General features: G+C 69.6%; 23 protein-coding genes. 7 read left to right on the top strand and 16 right to left on the bottom strand.

Annotated elements, in window-relative coordinates:
• Positions 1–22: 22 nt before the first annotated feature.
• A complete protein-coding gene (locus MFF06_RS13295) occupies positions 23–514 on the bottom strand; it encodes a PRC-barrel domain-containing protein (protein ID WP_238204576.1) in 492 nt (163 codons plus the stop codon).
• Positions 515–796: 282 nt separating this feature from the next.
• Positions 797–1,699 (bottom strand): outer membrane protein, encoded by a 903-nt coding sequence (locus tag MFF06_RS13290; protein ID WP_238204575.1) that lies wholly within the window; start codon positions 1,697–1,699, stop codon positions 797–799.
• A gap of 610 nt (positions 1,700–2,309) precedes the next feature.
• Here MFF06_RS13290 and MFF06_RS13285 point away from each other — a divergent pair.
• Both MFF06_RS13285 and MFF06_RS13280 read left to right on the top strand, forming a co-directional pair.
• Positions 2,310–3,914 (top strand): DEAD/DEAH box helicase, encoded by a 1,605-nt coding sequence (locus tag MFF06_RS13285; RefSeq protein ID WP_238204574.1) that lies wholly within the window; start codon positions 2,310–2,312, stop codon positions 3,912–3,914.
• Positions 3,915–4,161: 247 nt separating this feature from the next.
• Complete coding sequence (locus MFF06_RS13280) at positions 4,162–5,217, top strand: GGDEF domain-containing protein (protein ID WP_238204572.1); 1,056 nt, start codon at positions 4,162–4,164, stop codon at positions 5,215–5,217.
• A 67-nt stretch (positions 5,218–5,284) separates the two neighbouring features.
• Here the strand turns inward: MFF06_RS13280 and MFF06_RS13275 are convergent, their stop codons facing one another.
• Complete coding sequence (locus tag MFF06_RS13275; RefSeq protein ID WP_238204570.1) at positions 5,285–5,662, bottom strand: HesB/IscA family protein; 378 nt, start codon at positions 5,660–5,662, stop codon at positions 5,285–5,287.
• Positions 5,663–5,823: 161 nt separating this feature from the next.
• Positions 5,824–6,804 (bottom strand): threo-3-hydroxy-L-aspartate ammonia-lyase, encoded by a 981-nt coding sequence (locus MFF06_RS13270; RefSeq protein ID WP_238204569.1) that lies wholly within the window; start codon positions 6,802–6,804, stop codon positions 5,824–5,826.
• A 138-nt stretch (positions 6,805–6,942) separates the two neighbouring features.
• On the opposite strand from MFF06_RS13270, the gene MFF06_RS13265 reads away from it, so the two are divergent.
• Both MFF06_RS13265 and MFF06_RS13260 read left to right on the top strand, forming a co-directional pair.
• On the top strand, positions 6,943–7,149 hold the full coding sequence (locus tag MFF06_RS13265; protein ID WP_238204568.1) for a hypothetical protein: 207 nt from the start codon (positions 6,943–6,945) through the stop codon (positions 7,147–7,149).
• A gap of 139 nt (positions 7,150–7,288) precedes the next feature.
• Entirely contained in the window at positions 7,289–7,582 is a 294-nt protein-coding gene (locus tag MFF06_RS13260) for a hypothetical protein (RefSeq protein ID WP_238204567.1), read from the top strand.
• A 78-nt stretch (positions 7,583–7,660) separates the two neighbouring features.
• On the opposite strand, the gene MFF06_RS13255 is transcribed toward MFF06_RS13260, so the two are convergent.
• From MFF06_RS13255 to eno, 11 genes are all read right to left on the bottom strand, one after another.
• Positions 7,661–7,912, bottom strand: coding sequence for a hypothetical protein (locus tag MFF06_RS13255; protein WP_238204566.1), 252 nt, complete (start codon positions 7,910–7,912; stop codon positions 7,661–7,663).
• A 343-nt stretch (positions 7,913–8,255) separates the two neighbouring features.
• On the bottom strand, positions 8,256–8,861 hold the full coding sequence (locus MFF06_RS13250) for a hypothetical protein (RefSeq protein ID WP_238204565.1): 606 nt from the start codon (positions 8,859–8,861) through the stop codon (positions 8,256–8,258).
• Between the two features lie 176 nt (positions 8,862–9,037).
• On the bottom strand, positions 9,038–10,477 hold the full coding sequence (lpdA, locus tag MFF06_RS13245; RefSeq protein ID WP_238204564.1) for a dihydrolipoyl dehydrogenase: 1,440 nt from the start codon (positions 10,475–10,477) through the stop codon (positions 9,038–9,040).
• A gap of 9 nt (positions 10,478–10,486) precedes the next feature.
• On the bottom strand, positions 10,487–10,921 hold the full coding sequence (locus tag MFF06_RS13240; protein ID WP_373323115.1) for an endonuclease domain-containing protein: 435 nt from the start codon (positions 10,919–10,921) through the stop codon (positions 10,487–10,489).
• 77 nt (positions 10,922–10,998) lie between these two features.
• Positions 10,999–12,429, bottom strand: coding sequence for a pyruvate dehydrogenase complex dihydrolipoamide acetyltransferase (locus tag MFF06_RS13235; protein ID WP_238204563.1), 1,431 nt, complete (start codon positions 12,427–12,429; stop codon positions 10,999–11,001).
• Between the two features lie 5 nt (positions 12,430–12,434).
• Positions 12,435–13,028, bottom strand: a complete 594-nt coding sequence (locus MFF06_RS13230; RefSeq protein WP_238204562.1) for a Uma2 family endonuclease — start codon at positions 13,026–13,028, stop codon at positions 12,435–12,437.
• A 10-nt stretch (positions 13,029–13,038) separates the two neighbouring features.
• On the bottom strand, positions 13,039–13,314 hold the full coding sequence (locus MFF06_RS13225) for a DUF5076 domain-containing protein (protein ID WP_238204559.1): 276 nt from the start codon (positions 13,312–13,314) through the stop codon (positions 13,039–13,041).
• A gap of 64 nt (positions 13,315–13,378) precedes the next feature.
• Positions 13,379–14,815, bottom strand: a complete 1,437-nt coding sequence (locus tag MFF06_RS13220; RefSeq protein WP_238204557.1) for a pyruvate dehydrogenase complex E1 component subunit beta — start codon at positions 14,813–14,815, stop codon at positions 13,379–13,381.
• Between the two features lie 72 nt (positions 14,816–14,887).
• Positions 14,888–15,946 carry a pyruvate dehydrogenase (acetyl-transferring) E1 component subunit alpha gene (gene pdhA, locus MFF06_RS13215; protein ID WP_238204555.1) on the bottom strand — a complete coding sequence of 353 codons (1,059 nt, stop codon included), beginning with the start codon at positions 15,944–15,946 and terminating at the stop codon, positions 14,888–14,890.
• A gap of 148 nt (positions 15,947–16,094) precedes the next feature.
• A complete protein-coding gene (locus MFF06_RS13210; RefSeq protein WP_238204554.1) occupies positions 16,095–16,406 on the bottom strand; it encodes an FtsB family cell division protein in 312 nt (103 codons plus the stop codon).
• A 149-nt stretch (positions 16,407–16,555) separates the two neighbouring features.
• Positions 16,556–17,845: a phosphopyruvate hydratase gene (gene eno / locus MFF06_RS13205; protein WP_238204552.1), complete on the bottom strand. Its 1,290-nt coding sequence runs from the start codon at positions 17,843–17,845 to the stop codon at positions 16,556–16,558.
• Between the two features lie 211 nt (positions 17,846–18,056).
• Between eno and queF the strand changes: the two genes are divergently transcribed.
• Positions 18,057–18,524: a preQ(1) synthase gene (gene queF, locus MFF06_RS13200; protein WP_238204550.1), complete on the top strand. Its 468-nt coding sequence runs from the start codon at positions 18,057–18,059 to the stop codon at positions 18,522–18,524.
• Between the two features lie 64 nt (positions 18,525–18,588).
• Here queF and MFF06_RS13195 read toward each other — a convergent pair whose 3' ends face one another.
• Positions 18,589–18,900, bottom strand: coding sequence for a hypothetical protein (locus tag MFF06_RS13195; protein ID WP_238204548.1), 312 nt, complete (start codon positions 18,898–18,900; stop codon positions 18,589–18,591).
• A 302-nt stretch (positions 18,901–19,202) separates the two neighbouring features.
• Here MFF06_RS13195 and MFF06_RS13190 point away from each other — a divergent pair, with 302 nt between their 5' ends.
• Both MFF06_RS13190 and MFF06_RS13185 read left to right on the top strand, forming a co-directional pair.
• On the top strand, positions 19,203–19,478 hold the full coding sequence (locus tag MFF06_RS13190; protein WP_238204545.1) for a hypothetical protein: 276 nt from the start codon (positions 19,203–19,205) through the stop codon (positions 19,476–19,478).
• Positions 19,479–19,554: 76 nt separating this feature from the next.
• Positions 19,555–20,220 carry a class I SAM-dependent methyltransferase gene (locus MFF06_RS13185; protein WP_238204543.1) on the top strand — a complete coding sequence of 222 codons (666 nt, stop codon included), beginning with the start codon at positions 19,555–19,557 and terminating at the stop codon, positions 20,218–20,220.
• The last annotated feature ends 21 nt before the right edge of the window (positions 20,221–20,241 follow it).

The raw sequence follows: 20,241 nt of genomic DNA, 5'->3' as shown, positions 1-20,241 counted from the left end.
GGACTTGTCCTTCAGGATCCTCTTACTTCGAAGCGGGAATCGCCTTGGCCGGGTCGAAGGGCTGGGCTCCGGCAATCGCGTCCTTGCTCATCTGGAGGATCGCCGAGAAGCGGTCGCCGCCGGGGCGCAGGACGAGGGCCGTCGGCTCGACGGCGATGCGCTTGCCGCCGATCCCGAGAAAACCGCTCACATCGATGACCACCGCCCGGATGCGGCCGCCCTCCAGGAGCAGGTCGTCGATCTTGCCCACGCTCTCCCCCGCTTGGTTGCGCACGGTGATGCCGATGGCGTGGGAGGCCAGCAGGATGGCGGGCTTCAGGTTCTGGCGCCGCTGCGCCTCCGTCTCGCTGCCCGCCTGCATCAGGCCGCCGCCGCCGGCTCCGTCCGTGGCGGTGCCGGGGCCGGTGCCAGGCAGGATCGTCTCCTGGCCGATGACCGTGGCCTCCTGGGCCCATGCGGGCGGGCCCCAGAGGATGCAGAGGACGAACGGGACGACGCAGGGACGCGGACGCATCGGGAGGCACCTCGACGGGGGCGAAGCCACGCGGTCAGATGCGTGGTGGCCGGTGCCGGTCAATGGGTCGCCGCGAGGGCGGGTTCCCGGTCACCGCGCCGCAACCCCTCCCCCGAAACGACGGAAGCCCGGCCGTGGGGCCGGGCTTCCGCCGGGTGAGGCCCCGCCGCGCCCGACAGGCGCGGCGGAGCGTCGGAATCGAAGAAATCCTCACGGGACCCCCGGCAACCGGGAGCACTCCCCCCGGCCTCGTCGGCGCAGGGGGAGTGCCGTGAGAGGGTCTTAGTACGAGCCGAACTTGTAGTTCACGCCGGCGCGGACGACGGCGAACTCGGTCTCGCGGCGGACGTTGGCCGGGCCGGCGAGCAGGGCGATGCCCGGCGTCACGGTCGAGAAGGTGGTGCCGGCGGCGTTGGTGGCGAAGGCGCCGGCCGAGCGGCGGTTCTGGTCGAGGTTCACGTAGAGACCTTCCACCTTCAGCGTGACGGCCGAGGAGCGGAAGAAGTTCAGGAACGAGTCGGTCGGGAGAGCGTACTCGACACCGCCGCCGACCGTGTAGCCGGTCTGGAAGTCGTCGGAGGACACGCCCGTGCCGAACTGACGGCCGCCGCCGGCGCCGTAGGCGAAGCCGCCCGTGGCGTAGACGAGGGTGCGGTCGAAGGCGTAGCCGAGGCGGCCGCGCACGGTGCCGAAGTAGTCGAGGCCCGACAGGCCGTTCGGGTTGTAGACCAGGGTGCCGGGGACGATGCCGCCGGGAACGCCCAGGGTGTTGAAGGCGAAGCGGTTCCGCTGACGGCCGAAGTCGGCGTACTGGGCGTCAGCCTCGACACCGACGACGATGCCGGAGCCCGGCGTGAACTGGTAGTTGTAGCCGATCTGACCGCCGCCGACGAAGCCTTCGTTGTTGTTGCGGTTCGAGAAGGCGAGCACGCCCGGGATGTTGTTGGCGCCGGCCGCATCCGCGAAGATGCCGGTGCCGGCCGGAACGCCGACGACCGTGGCGGGGCGGCTCGAGGAGGCGTCGAAGCCGTAACCGGCGTTGAAACCGGCGTAGAAGCCCGTCCAGGTGAAGACCGGAACCGGGGTGAAGACCGGCGGCGGGGCGGCGCGGCGCGGCAGGTCGGCGGCCGAGGCGGCCGCGGTCAGGCCGGCGAGAACGGTCGATGCAAGGAGAAGCTTTTTCATGGGGTACTGCGTCCTGGGTTGGCTTAGGCCGGCGGCCTTCTAGGCGCTTGAGGCGAACGGGTCTGTCGCTTTCCTGCAACAAGCAGGGTCAGATTAGACAGACCGAGTCAACGAAAGGTGAAGGTTATGCAGTCGTAACGCCGACGTGAGAAGCGATGTGTCCCAGCGCACACGTGGTCCGCCACCAGTCGATCGGCCGATATTGAGGCGGCGATCGAGATCTAAATGCGGCAGAAGGGTGGCGTCCAGCACCGAACATTTGGTTGGTGGGCCGAGGCGGGGCGGAGGGCAGGCGTTTTATTTCAGGACGCTTTCGGCACAATGGCTCCGGAGCCGGTCAGGCTCGCTTAACCATGATGCGGCCGCGCCCGCGCAGCCGGGACTGGGCCCGGCGCCCGCGCGACGGCCGGCGATCGCCTCTTCGGGCGCGGAGCTAGGGCGTCGTCCCGCCCTTCCCGGGCCCGCGAGATTGACAAGCGACGACAAGACTATAGGTGGAGGGGTGATCGCTCGGCGGTCGTGCGCCCGTCCGTGCGTCCGCTCAATCCCGGATCGTTGCCGCGACGATGTCCTTCGCGCCGGCCGGGCGCGCAACAGTTGCCGACACGCAATGCCGTTCTCTGATCTGGGACTGAGTGAAAAAGTCCTGCAGGCCGTTACGGCCGCCGGTTACACCGAGCCGACGCCAATCCAGGCCGAGGCCATTCCCCATGTGCTCGCGCGCCGGGACGTTCTGGGCATCGCCCAGACCGGGACTGGCAAGACCGCGGCCTTCACCTTGCCGATGCTGACGCTGCTGGAGACCGGCCGCGCCCGGGCCCGGATGCCGCGCACGCTCATCCTCGAGCCGACCCGCGAGCTCGCGGCCCAGGTGGAGGAGAGCTTCGAGCGCTACGGCACCAACCACAAGCTCAACGTGGCGCTGATCATCGGCGGCGTCTCCTTCGCCGACCAGGATGCGAAGCTGACCCGCGGCACCGACGTGCTGATCGCCACGCCCGGCCGCCTGCTCGACCATTTCGAGCGCGGAAAGCTGCTGCTCACCGGCGTCGAACTCCTCGTGATCGACGAGGCGGACCGCATGCTCGACATGGGCTTCATCCCGGATATCGAGCGCATCGTGAAGATGGTGCCGTTCACCCGGCAGACGCTCTTCTTCTCCGCGACCATGCCGCCGGAGATCGAGCGGCTGGCGGACATGTTCCTGCACAACCCGCAGCGGGTCGAGGTGGCGCGCGCCTCCTCCACGGCGGCCACCATCACCCAGCGCCTCGTGGCCGTGGGCGCGGCGGATTACGCCAAGCGTGACCGGCTGCGGCAGCTGATCCGCAGCGAGGATCACCTGACCAACGGGATCATCTTCTGCAACCGGAAGCGCGACGTCGCGACCCTCCAGAAGTCGCTGGTCAGCCACGGCTTCGACGCCGCCGCCCTACACGGCGACATGGACCAGCGCTCCCGCACGGCCGCCCTCGATGCCTTCCGCAACGGCGAGACCGCCCTGCTCGTGGCGAGCGACGTCGCCGCGCGCGGCCTCGACATCCCGGCGGTGAGCCACGTCTTCAACTTCGACATCCCCCGCCACCCGGAGGATTACGTCCACCGGATCGGGCGCACGGGGCGCGCCGGCCGCACCGGCCAAGCCTTCACCCTCGTGAGCCCGGAGGACGACCGGTCGCTGGGAGCCATCGAGTCGCTGATCGGCCAGCCGATCCCTTGGCTCGACGGTGACCTGTCGACGGTTGCGGCCTCCGATGACGAGCCGCGCAGCCGCCACCGGGGCCGGAGCGGCGAGCGGCGCGGCCGCGGCACCAAGGCCGGCGGCCGGGGCGAGACGGCCCGGACGGAGGGATCGCGCGGGGAGGCCCGGAGCGAGACGCCCCGCGCCGAGTCGGGCCGGAGCGAGGGAGGCCGGACCGAGTCCGGCCGCGGCGGCCGGAGCGGTGGGCGCGAGCGCAGCCGCGCGACCACCCGTGCCGACGAGGCACCCAGGGCCGAACGCGCGACCGCCCGCGCCGACGAGGCGCCCAGGGCCGAGCGCGCGACCGAGGCTCCGTCCTCGCCGAGGCCGGGACCGGCCCGCCGCGAAAGCCCCCGCCGCCAGGCGCCGCGATCCGGCCGGGGGAACGAGGCCGAGGACGACACGCCCGTCGGTCTCGGCTCGCACGTGCCGGCCTTCCTGCTGCGTCCGACGTCGGTCAAGCGCGAGCGGTAGTCCCCGTCGCGGACGGTCCTTCGTGTCCCGCCACAGGCTCGGGGCCCGTCGTGAACCGTCGAGCGAGGGGTGAAACGGTGCGGCGGCTGCGACTTAGACCGCGGGAGAACATTGGTCCCGCGGAGACGGACTGTCCGCCTGCTTTGTATGATTCCTGCCCTATTAACCGAGTATCTACCAACGTCGGTTAGTTCTTAACCTGCGCGACGCGGTCCGAGAGGATTGCCTCGCCGTGCGGCAGGTGAGGATGACCCAGAGCGCTCTCCCGGATCGTGATCGCAGCTTCGCCCTGGCGAAGCGGACGCATGAACTCATGCGCGACTACGGGCCAGCGGCGACGCCGCGGTCCTACGCCGTGTGGTACGCCTACGTGTCCGGGGAGATGCCGACCCTCGTCGATGCGGTGAAGCGCCTGACCGCCGACAAGGGGCACCTGACCGAAGCCGACATCGACCAACTCCACGAGTGCTACATCGGCCAGCAGCGGCGGATCGCCGAGGCGGAGGTCGTCAGCAGGACGATTTTGGCCGAACTGGCGGCGGTGATGGAGATCCTCGATCTCTCCCTCGGCTCCACACGCCTCTACGGCGAGTCGCTGTCGAGCCTCACGCACGACCTGTCGGCGGACGCGATCAGCGGCGTGCGTCTCGCCGAGATCCTGGCTTCCCTGGCGGTGACGACCCGCGAGGTCGTGGCGAATAACCGGGTCCTCGAATTGCGGATGAACGAGAGCCGCAACGAGATCGAGACCCTGCGCGAGAAGCTCGAGGCGACGCGCACCGAGAATCTCACCGACGCCCTCACCGGCTTGGCCAACCGCAGGCATTTCGAGGAGACGCTGGAGGGGGCGCTCGGCGCGGTCGCCCGCGCCGGCACCCTCAGCCTGATCGTCGTGGATATCGATTTCTTCAAGCGGTTCAACGACCTCTACGGTCATCTCACCGGCGATCAGGTGCTAAGGCTGGTGGCCGTGGTGATGCGCGAGAGCACGGGGCCCACCGCCCACCTCGCCCGGTTCGGCGGCGAGGAGTTCGGCATTATCCTGCCCGATGCCGACCGGGCGACCGCCGTCCGCACCGCCGAGACGATCCGCACGAACCTCCTCGGCCGGGAACTGGTGAAGCGCTCGACGGGCGAGTCCCTCGGCAAGGTCACCGTCTCCCTCGGCGTGGCCGAGTACCGGGGCGGGGACACGCCCGCCTCCCTGCTGGAGCGGGCCGACCTCTGCATGTTCGCCGCCAAGCGCGCGGGGCGGAACCGCGTCGTCAGCGACGGGGCCCTCGCCGCCCCCGAGGCCGCCTGAGGGGCGGACCCATCGAGGGCCGGGCGCGGGGCCCGGCCCGGCCGGAGGTCGCCTTCGCGAAGCCCCGTCAGACCGTGGCAGGCACCCGCTCCGGCGAGACCGGCGTGATCGCCACGGACTCGCCGCAGCCGCAGGCCGAGGTCTGGTTCGGGTTGTTGAACACGAACTGCGAGGCGAGCTTATTGGTGGTGAAGTCCATCTCGGTGCCGAGCAGGAACAGCACCGCCTTCGGATCGACGAAGACCCGCACGCCGCGATCCTCCACCACGTCCTCGCCGGGCTTGCGCTCGTCGGCGTATTCCATCGTGTAGGACATGCCGGCGCAGCCGCCGTTCTTCACGCCCACGCGCAGGCCCGCCACGGGCGTGTCGGCCTGCGCCATAATCGCCTTGATCCGATCCGCCGCGCGCTCGGTCAGCGAGATTACCTTGAAGCTCGACATCATCACTCTCCGGCCCGACCGGGTTCAAGGCCCGTGGGACGTTGGACCACGACCTTTAAGATAAGCATGACTTGCCCGCCGGTCCACACGCCGCGCGGACCCTCACGCCATGCCGGGGCGAGGAAGGGTCCCCGGCGGCCGGACCTTCGGGGCCCGGAACGTCCTCAGCCGACGAGCCGCGCGAAAGCCGCGATATCGACATTGCCGCCGCTGATGACGATGCCGACGCGCTTGCCGCGCACGTCGAGCTTGCCGTGCAGCACGGCCGCCGCCGCGAGGCAGCCGGTGGGCTCCACCACGAGCTTCATCCGCGCGGCGAAGAAGCGCATCGTCTCCACCAATTCGGCGTCGCTCACCGTCACGATGTCGGTGACCCGCTCGCGGATCACCGGGAAGGTGAGACGGCCGAGATAGGTGGTCTGCGCCCCGTCCGCGATGGTCCGCGGCACGGGGATCGTCACGATCCGGCCCTCGCGGAAGGAGCGGCGACCGTCGTCCCCCGCCTCGGGCTCCACCCCGTAGACCGCGATGCCGGGGGAGCGCGCCGTCGCCGCCAGGGCGCAGCCGGAAAGCTGCCCGCCGCCGCCGAGGCAGGCGACTAGCATGTCGAGGGGGCCGGTCTCCTCGATCAGTTCCAGGGCCAGGGTGCCCTGCCCGGCGATGACGTCGGGATGGTCGTAGGGCGGGATGAGGGTGAGGTTCCGGGCCTGCGCGATCTCCCGCCCCAGGGCCTCGCGGTCCTGGCTGTAGCGGTCGTAGCTCACCACCTCGGCGCCGTAGCCACGGGTCGCCTCGACCTTCACCGCGGGGGCATCCTCCGGCATCACGATCACGGCGGGGACGCCGAGCAGCCGGCTCGCGAGGGCGATGGCCTGGGCGTGGTTGCCCGAGGAGAAGGCGAGCACGCCCCGCGCCCGCACCGCCTCCGGGAGGGCGCTGATCGCGTTGTAGGCGCCCCGGAACTTGAAGCTGCCCCCCCGCTGGAGGTTCTCCGCCTTGAAGAACAGGCGGGCGCCGGTCAGCGCGTCGGCGGTGCGCGAGGTCAGGACGGGGGTGCGATGGGCCACGCCCGCGAGGCGGCGGGAGGCCGCCTCCACGTCCGCGACACCCGGCAGGGCGGGCCCGTCCAAGGTGGTCTCCGGCATCGGTCCTCGCTCCCGTGGCGCCTTCGGCGGCCCCGCACGGCGAGCGGAGCCATTAGCGTTGCCGTGGATTATCCCCTCGCAGGGGGATCGCACAATGCCAGACCGGGACCGTACCACGCCGCACCGCGCGACCGCCCCATGACCGGCGACGACGTGCCGGGCGCCAGTACGCCCGTGACCTTCCGGGGCCGGGGCCTCGGCCTCCGCCTCGGATCACGCCTCGTCGTCCTCGTCTGCCCTCTCTGCTCCCAGCGCAACGCCCCACGGGGTGCCGAGCGCGGGATCTGTGAATGGTGCGCCTACGTCCCGTCGCCCGAGGATGTCGAACAGGTGGAGGACGCCTGAGCGGGGTCCGCGCCGGTCTCCGCCGAGGCCGGGCGAATTGAACGGAGCGGGGGCGGCGACGTTAACCGGCACACGCCCCCGGGTCCGGATCGGACGAACGGCCCCCAGAGAGGGCGAAACACTGGATAAGGAACCCGCCATGAAGACGACCACACTCATTGCCGCCGCCGGCCTCATCAGCCTCGGGACGGCGGCCTTCGCCACCGAGAGCGGACCGGCGACGCAGACGACCACCGGCAACGCCGTGACGCGCATGCAGGGCTCGCCGAACGCGGCCGGCTTCGGCAAGGACGGGGCGCAGGGCGCCGCCCGGGGCGACGTCACCGGAAGCACGGCCACCGCGCCGGGCGCGGCGACCCAGGACGGCAAGATGCACGGCTCGCCGAACGCCTCGGGCTTCAAGGGCGGCGCGACGACCGGTTCCGGCCGCTGATCGGTCTCGACCACCTGGCCGCGTCCGGGTTCCCGGACGCGGCCAACCCGGCTGTCCATCACCCGCCTCCCGCCGGCCTCAGGTCTCGGGGGCGGCCCGCTTCCGGGACCGCCTCGGCTTCGGTGCGGCCGCCGGGCGAGCCGGCTCCAGCGTCACGCTGACCGGGTTCGGCGTATGGTCATAGGCCGCGCCCGTCGCCGCATCGACGCCCAGCCCGATCACGCCCCCCGCCAGGATGTTTCCGGCCACGGCCGCGCCGCCCTTGCCGACGATCTCGGTCCGGACCGGCACCGAGCGCGGGCGGAACCCGTCCTTCTCGAAGGTCGCCATGAGTTCGTCGCTCCGCTTGATCTGCGGGGGCAGGGCGTCTCCGGGCAGGCGTAGCCCTTGTCCGTCGTCACCCGCGCGCCGGCGGGATCGGACACGAACGCCACGGGCTCGTCCGTTCCACGGACGATCGATCCGCATCCGCTCAATCCCATGGCCATCGCGACGGCCATGGCTATTCGAAAGTCCATCGTCTTCCCCTCAGCCGCATCCTTGCGGCGTCCGACGATGGGCGGACGATCAGCCTGCGACAAGTTAGCTCATGGTTCGGAGTGTGGAAGAAATCACCGCTAAAGTTGTGCCAACAAGACACATTAATACTTGGAATTGTGCCGGCGGGCGTCGATCACCGCCGGCCCCTCAACTCGTCCGGAATGGCCGCAGGGGTGGCAGGAGTTCTGGCAGGAGGGGTCGCTTGAGGGATCGCAGGAGGGGCAGCTTGGCGCGGTGATGCCGGATCGCCCTCCCGTACGCCCAACGTCGGGCGTGGCGGGGCCGCCGGCTCGGCCGCCGGAAGCGGTGCCGATTTCAGGCGGCGGCGAGGCGGAGCGGGCGGCTTCTCGGGTTCGAGGGTGACGATGACGGGGTTCGGCCCAAGTTCGACGTCCACTCCCGTGCCGGTTCCGAAGCCCAGGCCGCCGCCGCTGCCGACGCCGACCATCCCGATTCCCATGCCGACCTTGGCCATCTGCCCCTTGGGGATGAGGAGCTTCCTCACGGGGACGGTCTGCGGCTGGTAGCCCGCCAGGCTGAAGGTCGCATCGAAGGCGTCGTTCCGGTCGACCAGGATGGTGCAGGGCGTGCTGGAGCAGGTGTAGAGCTTGGTGATCGTCACGCTCGCCCCCGGCGGCGTCGAGACGAAGACCATCGGGATCCCCGCCTTGCGCGCGGTCGAGGCGCATCCGCTCAGACCAACGGCCGCCAACACCGCTACGACGAGCCGACACTTCATGCTCACACTCCAGGGCCGCGTCCTCCGCGAGCCGAGCGAGTGTGAAGACGATCCGGTCTCTACGCAAGACGAAGACTAAAAGAGAGCTTGCGGCTCCACACACGTTGTCTTGCAACTCTGGGTTTTAATACTGGGATGAACGGCGAAAAAGGCCGTTCATCCCGCTGCGGACAGCCTCAGGTGTGGATCACCTTGCCGTAGGCATCGAGCACGCTCTCGTGCATCATTTCGCTGAGCGTCGGGTGCGGGAACACCGTGTGCATCAGTTCCTCCTCTGTGCTCTCGAGGTTCATGGCGACGACGTAGCCCTGGATCAGCTCCGTCACCTCGGCCCCGACCATGTGGGCGCCGAGCAACTGGCCGGTCTTGGCGTCGAAGACGGTCTTGATCATCCCGTCCGGCTCGCCCAGCGCGATGGCCTTGCCGTTGCCCGCGAAGGGGAAGCGGCCGACCTTGACGGCAAAGCCCTGCTCCTTGGCTTTGGCCTCGGTGAGCCCGACGCTGGCGATCTGCGGCTGGCAGTAGGTGCAGCCGGGGATCTTGCCCTTGTCCATCGGGTGGGTGTGTAGGCCCTTGATGGTCTCGATGCAGATGACGCCCTCGTGCTCGGCCTTGTGGGCCAGCATCGGCGGCCCGGCCACGTCGCCGATGGCGTAGAGGCCGGGCACGTTGGTGCGGCCGAGCCCGTCGGTGACGATGCAGCCCCGGTCGGTCTTCACCCCGAGCTTCTCGAGGCCGAGATTCTCGATGTTGCCGACGACGCCCACCGCCGAGATCATCTTCTCGGCCTTGATCTGCTGTGTCTTGCCGTCGCCGGTCTCGATGGTGGCCGTGACGGAATCCGCCGCCTTCTCGACCTTCGTCACCTTGGCGCCGGTGAGGATCTTGATGCCCTGCTTCTCGAACCGCTTGCGGGCCATGCCGGCGATCTCGGCATCCTCCACGGGCAGGATCTGCGGCAGCACCTCGACCACCGTCACCTCGGCGCCCATGGTGCGGTAGAACGAGGCGAACTCGATGCCGATGGCGCCCGAGCCCATCACCAGCAGGCTCTTGGGCATCGCCTCCGGCACCATGGCCTCGTAGTAGGTCCAAATCTGCTTCTTATCGGGCTCGATGCCGGGCAGGGCGCGGGGCCGGGCGCCCGTCGCCACGATAATGTGCTTGGCGCTGTAGCTCCCCGCCCCCTTGGCGCCCTTCGGCGCCTCGGCGCGCTTGGTCTCCTTCACGGTGACCTGACCGGGCTGGTTGCCCTTGGCGACCGAATCGACGGTGGCCTCGCCCCAGATCACATCGACCTTGTTCTTCTTGAGCAGCATCCCGACGCCGCCGTTGAGGCGGGCGGAGACGCCGCGCGAGCGCTTGACGATGGCCGAAGTGTCGAACCCGACCTTCTCCGCCGTCAGGCCGTACTCGCCGGGGTGCTGGAAGTAGTGGAAGATCTCGGCCGAGCGGAGCAGCGCCTTGGTCGGGATGCAGCCCCAGTTCAGGCAGATGCCGCCCAGGTGTTCGCGGTCCACCACGGCGGTCTTGAAGCCGAGCTGCGCCGCGCGGATGGCGGTGACGTAGCCGCCGGGCCCGGCGCCGATGATGAGGACGTCGTAGGTTTCAGACATCAAGACCTCCTACTCCCCTCCCCCTTGCGGGGAGGGGTTGGGGGTGGGGGTGGTTCCGGAGGGGGCGCCGAGCGAGAGTGCGGCGGCGATGGTGTCGAGAACGCTGTCGATCTCGCGCATCACGACGTGATTGGGAAAGCGGAGGACGCGGTAGCCGCGCCGCTCCAGGGTCTCCGTCCGACGCTTGTCGTAGGCGAGACGGTGCTCATGGCCATGCTGGTCGCCATCGAGTTCGACGATCAGACGATGGCCCAGGCAACAGAAGTCGGCCACATAGCTCTCGATGGCGATTTGTCGCCGGAAGTGGGTGCCAGGCATCGGCAGCCGGTGACGCAGGTGCCACCACAGCCGCCGTTCGGCATCAGTCGGATTTCGCCGCAGGGATGCGGCGTGGCGGGCAGCACGGGGTGTGACAAGCCGAGAGGGAGTCTCCGACCAGGGCATCATCGATCCTGCCACTGTCGACCCACGTCGCGACCCCCACCCCTAACCCCTCCCCGCAAGGGGGAGGGGAAATCCACTCACACCAGCATTCCCATCGGGTTCTCGATCAGCCCCTTGAAGGCTTGGAGCAGCTCGGCGCCGAGGGCGCCGTCCACCACCCGGTGATCGACGGAGAGCGTGACGGTCATGGCCTGCACCACGCTCGGCTGTCCGCCCTTGGCGACGATACGGGCCTCGCCCGCGCCGACGGCGAGGATCGTGCCGTGGGGCGGGTTGATCACCGCCTGGAAGTTCTTGATCCCGAACATGCCGAGGTTCGACACGGCGGTGGAGCCGCCGTTGTACTCCTCCGGCTTGAGCTTGCGCGAGCGCGCCCGGCCGGCGAGGTCCTTCATCTCGGCGGAGATGGTCGAGAGCGTCTTCTGCTCGGCCTTGCGGATGACCGGGGTGAACAGCCCGCCCTCGATCGCCACGGCGACGCCGACATCCGAATGCTTGAACTTCAGCACCCGGTCGCCCGCCCAGACGGCGTTGGCGTTCGGCACCCGCTGGAGGGCGAGCGCCAGGGCCTTGATGACGAAGTCGTTCACCGACAGCTTGAAGGCGGGCTTGCCGTCCTTGTCCTTGCCCGCTCCGGCATTGACCTGCTCGCGCAGCTTGAGCAGCGCGTCGAGCTCGACGTCGAGGGACAGGTAGAAGTGCGGGACCGTCTGCTTCGATTCGGCCAGCCGCTTGGCGATGGTCTTGCGCATCCCGTCGAGGGTGATCTCCTCGTAGGAGCCCGGCTCGAACAGCGCCTTGACCTGCTCGGTGGTCATGCCCTGCGCGGGCGCGGCGGCGGCCGGGGCGGCGGCCTTCGGCGCCGGAGCCGCCTCGGCGGCGGGGGCCTTCGCGGCGGCAGCCTTGGTCCCGTCGCTGGCCTTCGCGCCGCCGCTCGCCTTGGCCTCGGTCACGTCACGGGCGATGACGCGGCCATGGGGGCCCGAGCCCTTGAGGGCGGAGAGGTCGATCCCCTCCATCTTGGCGAGGCGCCGGGCGAGGGGCGAGGAGAACACGCGGCCCCCCTCCCCGCCGGCGGAGGTGGGCGCCGAGGGCTGGCCGGCGGCGGGGTTCACCGCCTTGGCGGCGTCGGGCGCCTCGTTGACGCGGGTATAGGACATCTGGGCGTCGCCCGCCGGCTTCGCCTCGGCCTTCGGGGTCTCCTTGGGGGCTTCGGGCGCCTTGCCGCCGCCGGCGGCCGGGGCCTGGATGCTGCCCGGATCCTCGCCTTCACCCGCGATGAGGGCGATGAGGTCGTTCACCGGCACGTCGGCGGTGCCCTCCGGCACGACGATCCTGGCCAGCACGCCCTCGTCCACGGCCTCGACCTCCATCGTGGCCTTGTCGGTCTCGATCTCGGCGAGCACGTCGCCGGACTTGATGGCGTCGCCCTCCTTCTTGAGCCACTTGGCGAGGTTGCCCTTCTCCATCGTGGGAGAGAGCGCGGGCATGAGGACGTTGATCGGCATGGTGGTCAGGTCTCGGGCGGGGCCGAAGCGGCCGGATCGGCGAAGGGGAACAGGTCGTCGAGGGGAAAGGTGATGGCGTCGAAGGGGGCGAGCGACACGCTCTCGCCTCCGACCACGGTGCCGAGCAGGAGCCACCGGCCCCCGGTCAGGGCGAAGGGTTCCAGCGTGCGCTCGTCGGGATCGAGAAACCAGAGGAAGGGCACTTCGGCCTCGGCGTAGATGCGCCGCTTCGGGCCGAGGTCGAGGCGGCGGGTTGAGGGAGAGAGGATCTCGCCCACCCAGTCGGGCGGGGTTTCGATGTAAGCCTTATCTGGCTCGACCGGCATCCGCTCTCGACGCCAGCCGGCGAGGTCGGGGACGACTACGTCGTAGCCCAGGTGCAACTCCGGCTCGGCCATGAAGACCCATCCACCGGGACCGCCGCGGCCTCGCCCGTAAGGAAACTGAAGCTCCGCCCCGAGGCCTATGGCCACCGAGGCGTGGCGCGGCCGCGGACGCGGATGCGTCTCCAGCACCCCGTCGACGATCTCGGCGACGAGATGCGGCGGCACCGCCTCGAGGTCGGCATAGGTGGCGGGACGGGGCACGGCCTGGGCCATCGGGCCGCCGTCAGTTGAACGCACCCGGATCGAGGCATTCCGCCTCAATCGCGGCACGGATGCGCTCGAACGCCTCCTCCTCCGACAGGTCGGTGTCGACGGCGTAGGCGCGGGCCGCCTGCCGGGCGAGATCGACCAGCAGCCGCCCCCAGGTGGCTGGATCGTCGAAGGAGCGGCGCAGCGCAACGCTCACGGCGCCGTCCACCACCGCCGCGCGCAACACCTCGATGCCGCCCTGTTCGAGGGCATCGGGGGGAGCGGAGAGTTCGGCGAAATCCTGGCTCATCGGTCGCGGCCCGTCTGCTGCAGGAGGCGGGAAAGCGGTGGGGCGGAGGCGGGTGCCTCGCCCCTCACTTGTAGCAGACGGCCTTGGCCGCCTCGATCACCTCGGCCACGTTCGGCAGGGCGAGCTTCTCGAGGTTGGCGGCGTAGGGCATCGGCACGTCCTTGCCGGTGACCCGCAGCACGGGCGCGTCCAGGAAGTCGAAGGCATCGACCATCAGGCGCGCGGAGATCTCGGCGCCGATGCCGGATTGCGGGAACCCTTCCTCGACGGTCACGCAGCGGCCGGTCTTCTTCACCGATTCGACGATCGTGGCGCTGTCCATCGGGCGGATGGTGCGCAGGTCGATCACCTCGGCCTCGATGCCCTGCTCGGCGAGCGCCTGCGCCGCCTTGAGGGCGTAGGTCATGCCGATGGAGAAGGAGACGATGGTCACGTCCGTGCCCGGACGGTGGATGCGGGCCTTGCCGATCGGCAACTGGAAGTCGTCCAGCTTCGGCACCGGGAAGGTCTGCCCGTAGAGGATCTCGTTCTCGAGGAAGATCACCGGGTTCGGGTCGCGGATCGCGGCCTTCAGCAGGCCCTTGGCGTCGGCCGCCGTGTAGGGCGCGATGACCTTGAGGCCGGGCACGTTGGAGTACCACGCCGCGTAGTCGTGGCTGTGCTGGGCGGCGACGCGGGCCGCGGCGCCGTTCGGCCCCCGGAACACGATGGGGCAGCCGAGCTGGCCGCCGGACATGTAGAGGGTCTTGGCCGCCGAGTTGATGATGTGGTCTATCGCCTGCATGGCGAAGTTGAAGGTCATGAACTCCACGATCGGCTTCAGGCCGGCGAGCGCCGCGCCCACGCCGATGCCCGCGAAGCCGTGCTCGGTGATCGGGGTATCGACCACGCGCTTGGCGCCGAATTCCTGCAGCAGCCCCTGGGTGACCTTGTAGGCGCCCTGGTACTCCGCGACCTCCTCGCCCATGATGAAGACGTCGCCGTCCCGGCGCATCTCCTCGGCCATGGCGTCGCGGAGGGCCTCGCGGACGGTCATCGTGACCATCTCGGTCCCCGTGGGGAATTCCTCCATGACGGGATCGTTCGCCTTGGCGGTGATCGTGGCCGGGGCGGCGGGGGCGCGGGGGGCGTCGTCCTCGGTCTTGGCGATCGTGGCCGGCTTGTCGCCGCCGGGCTCGACGGAGGTGTCGTGGCCGTTCGCCTTCGGCGCCTCGGCCTTCGCCTTGCCGCCCGCGGCGGCGGCGGCCTCCACGTCCTCGCCCTCGTCCGCGATGATCGCGATGGGCGTGTTGACGGCGACGCCCTCGGTACCCTCGTCGATGAGGATCTTGGCGAGGACGCCCTCGTCCACCGCCTCGACCTCCATGGTCGCCTTGTCGGTCTCGATCTCGGCGAGCACGTCGCCGGACTTCACCGGATCGCCGACCTTCTTGAGCCATTTCGCCAGCTTGCCCTCCTCCATGGTCGGAGACAGGGCGGGCATCAGGATATCGGTCGCCATGTGAGTTCTTCGCGTCGCTCTCTTCGGGGGCGGCCTAAGGGTTGAGGCTCGGGATGGGGCCGTGATCCGGGATCAGGCGTCGACCTCGAGCAGAATGTCGGTCCACAGCTCGGACGGATCCGGCTCGGGATCGTTCGTCGCGAACTCGGCGGCGGCGTTGACGGTCTCGCGCACCTTGGCATCCGTCGCCTTGATGTCGGCCTCCGGCACGCCGTGCAGTTCGAGGAGGCGCTTGCGCACCATCTCGATCGGGTCGTGCTCGTCGCGCATCTTCGAGACCTCGTCCTTGGTCCGGTACTTCGCCGGATCGGACATCGAGTGGCCGCGATAGCGGTAGGTCTGCATCTCCAGAATGTACGGGCCCTGGCCGGAGCGGGCGTGCTCGATCGCCCGGGCGGCGGCCTCGCGGACGGTGCGCACGTCCATGCCGTCGACCTGCTCGCCGGGGATGCCGAAGGACAGGCCGCGCTTCGAGAAGTCGGTCTGCGCCGAGGCGCGGGCCACGGAGGTGCCCATGGCGTAGCGGTTGTTCTCGATGACGTAGACCACCGGCAGCTTCCACAGCGCCGCCATGTTGAAGCTCTCGTAGACCTGGCCCTGGTTGGCGGCGCCGTCGCCCATGTAGGTGAGGCTGACCTTGCCGTTGCCGCGGTACTGGTCCGCGAAGCCGAGGCCCGTGCCGAGCGAGACCTGCGCGCCGACGATGCCGTGGCCGCCGAAGAACTGTTTCTCGCGGCTGAACATGTGCATCGAGCCGCCCTTGCCGCGGCTGTAGCCGCCCCGGCGGCCGGTGAGCTCGGCCATCACGCCCTTGGGCTCCATGCCCGTGGCGAGCATGTGCCCGTGGTCGCGGTAGCCGGTGATGACCTGGTCACCGTCCTCGGATGCCATCTGCATCCCGATCACCACGGCCTCCTGGCCGATGTAGAGGTGGCAGAAGCCGCCGATCAGACCCATGCCGTAGAGCTGGCCGGCCTTCTCCTCGAAGCGGCGGATCAGCAGCATCTCGTGGTAGGCGTGGAGATCCTCGTCGCGCGTGAACTGCGGCATGTTGGGCGCCGGCTTGTGAGCCTCGGCAGCCTCCGGCGACGCGGCGGCGGGACCGGACTCAGCGACCTTGCCAGCATCCATGTCGACTACTCCCCCGTTCCGCGATCGTGAGTGGGGTGTAGGACAGGCGCGGCGCGAAAGCGAGGGCCGCCCCTCTGACAGGGGCGCGCGGTTGTCAGACCGGCCAGGGACGGACCGGCTGCGTCGCGCAGACGGCCGGAGCCCCGTTTCAGGGCGCGATGATGACGACGTCGTTGGCGTGGACGCGGCCGAGCACGACCCGCGCGCGCTCCTCCAGCAGGTCCCGGTCGATCTGGTCGCTCTTCAGGAGGCCGACGCGATGCTCCCAGACCGCCCGCTCGGCCTTCACGGCGGAGAGTTCCTGGTTGAGGGCGAAGGCCTTGATCTTCAGGGCCCGCTTGGCCTCGAGGCCGCGGTTGCCGCTCTCCGCCTGGACGATGAAATAGCCGCAGACGAGGGCCGACAGGGTCCACAGACCCAGTGGCAACACGACCATTCTGACGCGGCGGCGGACGACCATGCCGCGACCTTGGCCGTGAAAGGGTTAACGGGGGGTTTAGGGGGCTCGCGCGAGGGTCACATCACCCCCGGCCGCCGCCTCGCTTCCCACCGACACGACAAGGTGTCGGTGGGCCTCTCCCCGCGGACGGGGAGAGGGGGATTCCTGCCCTACGCCTTCGCGAGGTGCTTGATCGCGCTGCGGCCCGCGTACAGCGCCTGCGGGCCGAGGCCCTCCTCGATGCGGATCAGCTGGTTGTACTTGGCCAGTCTGTCAGAGCGGGCGAGCGAGCCGGTTTTGATCTGCCCGCAATTCGTCGCGACCGCGAGGTCGGCGATGGTCGAATCCTCGGTCTCGCCCGAGCGGTGGGACATCACCGCCGTGTAGCCGGCGCGCTGGGCCATATCGACGGCGGCCAGCGTCTCGGTGAGGGAGCCGATCTGGTTGACCTTGATCAGGATCGAGTTGCCGGTCCCGGTGGAGATGCCCCGCGACAGGCGCTCGACGTTCGTGACGAACAGGTCGTCGCCCACGAGCTGGCAGCGGGCACCGACCTTGTCGGTCAGGAGCTTCCAGCCCTCCCAATCGTCCTCGGACATGCCGTCCTCGATGGACACGATGGGGTACTTGCCCACGAGCTCGGCGAGGTAATCGACCTGGGCGGCGATGTCCCGCGTGCGGCCCTCGCCCTCGTAATGGTAGGCGCCGTCCTTGAAGAACTCCGTGGCCGCGCAGTCCAGCGCCAGGGCGATCTCCTCGCCCGGCTTGAACCCGGCCGCCTCGATCGCCTGCATCACGAAGTCGAGGGCCGCCTCGGCGGAGGGCAGGTTGGGGGCGAAGCCGCCCTCGTCGCCCACGTTGGTGTTGTGGCCGGCCTTCTTGAGGGCGCCCTTGAGGGTGTGGAACACCTCGGAGCCCATGCGCACGGCTTCGGCGATCGACTCGGCGCCGACCGGCATGATCATGAATTCCTGGAAGTCGATCGGGTTGTCCGCGTGGGCGCCGCCGTTGATGATGTTCATCATCGGCACGGGCAGGACCCTGCCCTGCACGCCGCCGACATAGCGGTACAGCGGCAGGCCGGACGCCTCGGCGGCGGCCTTGGCGACGGCGAGCGAGACGCCGAGGATGGCGTTGGCGCCGATGCGGCTCTTGTTGGCCGTGCCGTCGAGTTCGATCATCGCCTCATCGACGGCCACCTGATCCTCGGCATCCATCCCGCCGATCGCGTCCAGGATCTCCGTCTGCGCGGCCTCGACGGCGCGGAGCACGCCCTTGCCCCCGTAGCGGGACTTGTCGCCATCGCGCAGTTCCACCGCCTCGTGGGCGCCCGTCGAGGCGCCCGAGGGAACGGCGGCGCGGCCGAAGGAGCCGTCCTCCAGCATCACGTCGACTTCGACGGTCGGGTTGCCGCGGCTGTCGAGGATCTCACGGGCGCTGATATTGGTGATCGCGGTCATGATGGTCTCCTGGGCCGCGGGCCGTCTGCGTCGCGGCATCGGTGCCGTCGCGCTGCGGTGCGGCTTATCCGCCATGCGCCCGCCCCCGGCAACCCGCCCGCCGGTCCCGTCCTGATGAATTCTTTGCAGCCGGGCCGGTTGTTTTTTCAGGCCGTCCGGGAGGGACGGCGACGCCGGTGCGGGACACGCGATTTCGCGCTATAGGGCCGCCATGAGCAGCCCTTCCGACACCGGTGCGCCCGCCCTGCAATTGGGCCAGGCCACTCCCCTGCCCCAGACGCCCGAGGAGGCCCGCCTCGACCGCGTTCCCAATCCCCATGTGGATACGGATTATCTCGCGCGGTTCACCGCGCCGGAATTCACGTCCATCTGTCCGGTGACGGGCCAGCCCGACTTCGCGATCCTGATCATCGACTACGTGCCGGGACAATGGCTCGTCGAGTCCAAGTCGCTGAAACTGTATCTCGGCGCCTTCCGGAACCACGGCGCCTTCCACGAGGACTGCACCGTCGCCATCGGCAAGCGCCTCGTGGCGCTGCTGGAACCGCGCTACCTGCGGATCGGCGGGTACTGGTACCCCCGTGGCGGCATTCCCATCGACGTGTTCTGGCAGACGGGTGCGCCGCCGGCCAACGTTTGGCTCCCCGACACGGGCGTCGGCTCGTATCGCGGGCGCTGAGAAGCGAACACGCGAAGGGGCGGCCGGCTCACGCCGACCGCCCCTTCATCGTCAGGTCCGAAACTTAGTAGCCGTAACCGTAGTAGCCCGAGCCGTAACCGTAGGCCGGAGCACCGTAGCCATAGCCGTAAGCGGGACGGTTGTAGCCGTAAGCGTCACGGGCTGCTCCGGCAGCGATGGCACCAGCCGCGAGGCCGGCGATCCCGAGGCCGACGGCAGCGCCGGTCCCGATGCCGCGGCGACCGCCACCGTAGTAGCCGTGGTGGCCATATCCACCGCCACGCCAGCCGTAGGGACGCGCCTCGGCGCTGCTGGTGGCGGCGATGCTGCCCACGGCGAGGGAGGCGGCGGCGGTGATGAGAGCAAGCTTACGCATCGTATCCTTTCTCGATCACTGATCGATTATGCCTCAACAACGTGGGCGGTCAGGCAGTGGTTCCGAGATTTCTGAGCCCGAATTTCCCTTAATCCCGTCCATGAACGGCCGTTCATGAGCAGAATGGCCACTCTGTCATCAATCGTGACGGCCTCGGCCGCCCTCCAAGCTGCGCTGTGTCGAAACGGGATCTTGCAACAACGTTGCAGGAGGCGATGGGCGGAGCCCAATGCTGGTTCCGATGCTGAACGCCAATTTAATCGACACGGGCCCGCCGGGGGCCCTTGATCGGGCCCCGTTCCATGCTCGGCCCTTCCATGCGGCGCCTCAGTCTTCTCCTCCTCATCCTCGTGTCGGCGGCACTGCCCGCCGCGGGCCAAGCCCTTCCCGCGCCGTCCACGCCGGGGCGGACGGTGACCGATGCGGTCTATGTCCGGCCGCTCTACGGGGGGCCTTACCGGCATTGCGGCGGCGAGTGCCTGAAGAGCGGGTCGCTGTCGTGGTTCTGCACGGAGCGGCAGCAATGCCTGCTCAACTGCGCGGTGGCTCCGCCCTCGCGGAAATGCGCGGGCCCGTGAGGTCGGCTGTTCGCCGGGCGCGACAGGTCCATAAACGACGGGCGCCGCGAATCGGGCGCGGTTGGAGCCTGCGCCGATGGATGCCCTGACGCTGATCCGCGAGACCTTCGCTCCCCTCGCTCGCAGGGCGATCCTCGATATCGGCTGCGGCGCGGGGCACTTGTCCCGCGCGCTGAGCGCGGACGGGGCGGCCGTGACCGGCATCGATCCCGGCGAGGCAGCCCTCGCCAAGGCGAGGGCTGCCGTCCCGGAGGCGCGGTTCGAAGCCGCCTCGGCGCAGGCCCTGCCCTTCCCGGACGGAGCCTTCGACGGGGCGGTGATGCTGAATTCCCTGCACCACGTGCCCGATCCGGCCGCCGCCCTCGCCGAAGCGGCCCGCGTGCTGGGGCCTGGCGCCCGCCTCGTGGTGGTCGAGCCCCTGGCGGAGGGCACGTTCTTCGACGCGCTCAAGCCCGTGGAGGACGAGACCGACATCCGTGCGGCGGCCCAGGCCGCCATCGCGCAGGCCGTGGCGGCGGGCCGCTACGCCTGCGAGCGCGACGTGGTGGTGGAGCGGCGGGAGACCTTCGCGGATGGCGAGGCGTTCTTCACCCGCATTTCCGCCGTCGATCCGGCCCGGGCCGACGTCATCCGCGCCGACCGGGCCACGGCCGAGCGGGCGTTCCTGGGTGCGGCCGAGCGGACCGCTGAAGGCTACGCCCTCGTCCAGCCCCTCCGCATCCACGTGCTGAAGCCGGAATAAGGGATCCCAAAGGACCGCGTC

It is taken from the genome of Methylobacterium aerolatum, from assembly GCF_022179085.1.
Taxonomy (GTDB): domain Bacteria; phylum Pseudomonadota; class Alphaproteobacteria; order Rhizobiales; family Beijerinckiaceae; genus Methylobacterium; species Methylobacterium aerolatum.
Note: the sequence above shows the minus strand (reverse complement) of the source record. Positions and strands in the feature narration are given on the sequence as shown.